Here is a 4,372-nt window from a genome sequence, read left to right as displayed (position 1 = left end):
ACCGGGAGCCGATTGCTGTCCAGCTGGGACTTACAGGAACTGGCCACCGCGGGTGACGGCGCCGTAGGCGTCCACGATGCCATGGCCGTAGAAGCCGTTGAACTTCGCGTCACCCTCGCAGGTGGCGTCGAACTCCGGCGTGCGGCCGACGTCGACGTAGGACACCGTGCGCGGGTTCGGGCAGGCGCGCTGCGTCGCGGTCTTGTAGAGCACCTTCTCGACCTTGTCGGGGTCGAGGGTCAGGCCGGGACGGCCCTTGTCCTTCTTGCCGTACTGGCTGACGATCAGCGCGGCGACACCGGCGGCGTGCGGGGCGGCCATCGAGGTGCCCTGCAGGTACTGGTAGTAGCCGACCTTGTCGCCCTGCACGGCCTTCTTCACGCCGGCGGCGAGACCCGCCTCCGTGATGTTGCCGGCCTCGTCGATCGCGCCCTCGGCGAGAGCGACGTTGCGCGGGTAGGTGGACAGGATCAGGTTCTCGTTGGTGCGGTACCACGGCGTGCCGAGGCCGTCGCGGAAGTAGCCGCCGGGGGCCGAGACCGCGGTCTGCTCGACGCCGTAGTTCGAGTAGTCGGCCTTGCCGGTCGACGGGCCGAGCGCCGACACCGAGATGACGTGGTCGCCCTCGGTCGGCAGGGTGAGGCAGGTGGCGTTGTCGATCGGGCGCGGCCGGGCGTGGCCGGGCGGGTAGTTCGGGCTCTGCACGTCCTGGCGCGGCTTGCCCAGGTCCTCGTGGTTGTTGCCGGCGGCACCGATCAGCGTGACGCCCTTGCGGTGCGCGTAGTTCAGCGCGCGCTGAACGGACGCGATGACCGTGCGCTGCTCCAGCTGCTCCTCGGCCGAGGCCGTGGGGTCGTTGGCGCAGTTCATGTACCACGGGTCGACGTAGAACGACATGTTGATGACGTCGAGGCCGATGTCGGCGCCGTAGGTGAGGGCGTCGACGACGGGCTGCAGGAAGAACGAGCCCGCGTCCTGGCCGCCGCGGATGTTCACGAGCGACACGTTCGGCGCGACACCGGAGATGCCGAAGCCGTTGGCCGCGGCACCGATGGTGCCCGCGACGTGCGTGCCGTGGCCGCCGTCGTCCCAGTTGGCCGGGTCGACGCAGCCGCGGAACTCGCACGGGCCGTCGAACACGCCGCCGTCGGCGTCGTTCGGCATGTCGATGGTGAAGTTGCGCGAGAGCTCGTTGTTGAAGTTCGGCGCGATGTCCGGGTGGGAACCGTCCACACCGGTGTCGAGGATGCCGACGTACACGCGCTTGTCACCGGCCTGCTTGGCGCGCGCGATGTTGGAGCGCACCAGGTTCAGGCCCCACAGGTCGCCGTCGAGCGGGTCCATGCCCGCGGTCGACTGCGGGGACGCGGGAGCCTTGTTCGGCTGCGCGGCCTTGTTCTCCTTCTCGACGTTCTCCCGCTTGGCCTTCTCGGCCTTCGGGGCGTGCCCGATCGGCTTGGACCGAGCGGCACCGACGACCTCGCTGGACGCCGAGACCTTCTCCGCGAACCCGTTCGCGGGCGCCTTGACGGTCAGCAGGCCGATCGCGTCGTTGCTCCGCACGACCTCGCCGCCCGCCCTGCGCACGGCGTCGATCGCGAAGTCGCGGTTGCCCGGGCTCTCCAGCAGGACGGTGTACTCCGTGTCCTTCTGCTGCCCCGAAGCCGAGGCCGGCGCGGCCCCCGCCGCCGAAGTACCCGCGGCGACCAGCGACACCGTCGCCGCCACCACCATCACGGTTCTGCGCGTTCTCACCTAGCTGTCTCCTCACACCCGGTCAGGGCTGGATCCGACACCACGGGCCGGCCCCCGATCGCCGTCGCCCAGGTCCGACACACTCGCACGAAAATGCGCCGAGCATCAGCGCCTTTCGTCGGAATCGAACTGTAGTCGATCGGCAGCGGACAGTGATGTTATGAGAACAAATCTTGACTGAACATGTATCAAGCGATCAACTTCGCGTTTATGCGAAGACGGGTAATGGCAACGTCGGCATGCCTGCTCTTTCTGCTCTCCGCCTGCGGTGACGAGGGCGGGGGCGCCTTGACGCTGCCTTCGCGGGGTCCCAAACCGATCGTCGGGGTAATCCTTCCCGACCAAACGAGCTCCACGCGTTGGGAGGAACAGGACCGGCCTCTGCTCACGCAGGCCTTCAACTACGCGGACATCGAACCGTTCATCGAGAACGCGAACGGCGACGAGACGAAGTTCGTCCAGATCGCCGAGGAGATGATCCGCCGGAAGGTGAAGGTCCTCGTGACCACGCCGCTGTCGCCCGCGGGCGGCCTCGCCGTGCAGAAGAGGGCCAAGGAGGCCGGCATCCCGGTCATCGACTACGACCGGCTGACCCTCGGCGGCTCGGCGGAGTACTACGTGAGCTTCGACGGCGTGAACGTCGGCCAGCTGCAGGCCGAGGGCATGCTGAGCTGTCTCGGGGACAAGCGGGGTGCCCAGGTCGTCGAGATGGAGGGCGCGCCGACCGACCACAACGCCACCCTGTTCGCCCAGGGGCACAAGGCGGTGCTGGGCCCCATGTACGAGAGCGGCGCGCTCAAGCTCGTGAAGACCCAGTCGGTGGACGGGTGGAAACCCGACATCGGCGGCCCGCTGTTCGAGGAGATCCTGAACGGCAACGGCGGCAAGGTCGACGCCGTCGTCGCGGGCAACGACGGCATCGCGGGCGCGGTCATCGAGGTGCTCAAGAAGAAGAACCTGGCGGGCAAGGTCCCCGTCACCGGGCAGGACGCCACCGTGGAGGGCCTGCAGGCCATCCTGCGCGGAGACCAGTGCATGACGGTCTACAAACCGGTGCGCGACGAGGCGGAGGCGGTCGCGAGGCTCGCCATCGCGGTCGCGAAGGGCGACCTGGACGGTGCCGACGACCTCGCCACCGGCAACCTGCGCGACCCCGTCGCCCGGCGCGACATCAAGTCGGTGCTGCTCGGGGCGACGCTGATCAAGAAGGACAACGTCCGGAGGCTCGCCACCGAGGGCGTCGTGAAGGCGAAGGAGCTCTGCGTCGGCGACCTCGCGGCGGTGTGCGCGAGCCAGGACATCGTCGGCGGGTGAGCGAACGGGTGCGGAGGATTCTCGGGAGAGGCCGCGAAGATCGATCTTGAGAATCCTCCGGACCGCCGCCGTGATTGCGCGAATCGCGGCGTAGTCGACCGGCGGCGGACAGTGATGTTATGAGAAGAAATCTTGACTTAACAAGATTCAAGCGTTGGACTCCGCGTTTATGCGAAGACGGGTAATGGCATCGTCGGTGTGCCTGCTCTTTCTGCTCTCCGCCTGCGGTGACGCAGGTCAGGGCTCTCCGACGCTGCCGGCACGCGGTCCGAAACCGATCGTCGGAGTGATCCTCCCCGACCGGACGACTTCCGCGCGCTGGGAAGAACAAGATCGTCCTCTGCTCACGCAGGCGTTCAACTACGCGGACATCGAACCGTTCATGGAGAACGCCGAGGGCGACGAGGCGAAGTTCGAGCGGATCGCCGACGAGATGATCCGCCGCAAGGTGAAGGTCCTGATGATCACGCCGTTGTCGGCGGCGGGCGGGATCGCGGTCCAGAAGAAGGCGAAGGCCGCGAACATCCCGGTCATCGACTACGACCGCGTCACCCTCGGCGGCTCGGCGGAGTACCACGTGGGCTTCGACAGCGTGAACGTCGGCCAGCTCCAGGCGGACGGCCTGCTGGGCTGCCTCGGCGAGCGGCCGGGTGCCCAGATCATCGAGATCGAGGGCGCGCCGACCGACCACAACGCCACCCTCTTCACGCAGGGCCAGAAGTCGAAGCTCTCCTCGAAGTACGACAGCGGCGCGCTCAAGCTCGTGAAGACGCAGGCGGTCGCCGACTGGGACAACGTCCTGGGCGGACAGCTGTTCGAGGAGATCCTGAACGGCAACGGCGGCAAGGTCGACGGCGTGGTCGCGGCCAACGACGGCCTGGCCGGCGCGGTCATCGAGGTGCTCAAGAAGAAGAACCTGGCGGGCAAGGTCCCGGTCACCGGCCAGGACGCCACGATCGAGGGCCTGCGGGCCGTCCTGCGCGGCGAGCAGTGCAACACCGTCTACAAGCCCGTGCGCGACGAGGCGGAGGCCGCCGCCAGGCTCGCCATCGCGGTCGCGAAGGGCGACCTCGACGGTGCCGACGACCTCGCGACCGGCAACCTGCGCGACCCCGTCTCGCGGCGCGACATCAAGTCGGTGCTGCTCGGCGCCACGCTGATCAAGAAGGACACCGTCAGGACGCTCGTCACCGAGGGCATCGTCAAGCCGCAGGAGCTCTGCGCGGGCGACCTCGCGGCGGTGTGCGCGAGCCAGGACATCGCCGGGGGCTGAGACCCGGACCGGTGGCGGGCACGACGAGGT

The 4,372-nt window shown here is 68.2% G+C and carries 3 protein-coding genes; 2 read left to right on the top strand and 1 reads right to left on the bottom strand.

Translation table 11 applies throughout. The features are described 5' to 3' along the window. Positions 1-30: 30 nt before the first annotated feature. Positions 31-1,734 (bottom strand): S8 family serine peptidase, encoded by a 1,704-nt coding sequence (locus tag ACFWGZ_RS39735; RefSeq protein WP_382456757.1) that lies wholly within the window; start codon positions 1,732-1,734, stop codon positions 31-33. 231 nt (positions 1,735-1,965) lie between these two features. On the opposite strand from ACFWGZ_RS39735, the gene ACFWGZ_RS39730 reads away from it, so the two are divergent. After that, a complete protein-coding gene (locus ACFWGZ_RS39730) occupies positions 1,966-3,069 on the top strand; it encodes a sugar ABC transporter substrate-binding protein (RefSeq protein ID WP_382456756.1) in 1,104 nt (367 codons plus the stop codon). Positions 3,070-3,238: 169 nt separating this feature from the next. Continuing rightward, positions 3,239-4,342, top strand: coding sequence for a sugar ABC transporter substrate-binding protein (locus ACFWGZ_RS39725; protein ID WP_382456755.1), 1,104 nt, complete (start codon positions 3,239-3,241; stop codon positions 4,340-4,342). Positions 4,343-4,372 lie beyond the last annotated feature (30 nt).

It is taken from the genome of Lentzea sp. NPDC060358 (assembly GCF_042725365.1).
GTDB lineage: Bacteria > Actinomycetota > Actinomycetes > Mycobacteriales > Pseudonocardiaceae > Lentzea.
This window is presented reverse-complemented; position numbering and strand designations above follow the sequence as displayed.

Bases quoted from the DNA above. Each gene is read 5' to 3' on its own strand.
- ACFWGZ_RS39735 (WP_382456757.1), bottom strand. From the start codon at position 1,734: ATGGTGGTGGCGGCGACGGTGTCGCTGGTCGCCGCGGGTACTTCGGCG.
- ACFWGZ_RS39730 (WP_382456756.1), top strand. From the start codon at position 1,966: ATGCGAAGACGGGTAATGGCAACGTCGGCATGCCTGCTCTTTCTGCTC.
- ACFWGZ_RS39725 (WP_382456755.1), top strand. From the start codon at position 3,239: ATGCGAAGACGGGTAATGGCATCGTCGGTGTGCCTGCTCTTTCTGCTC.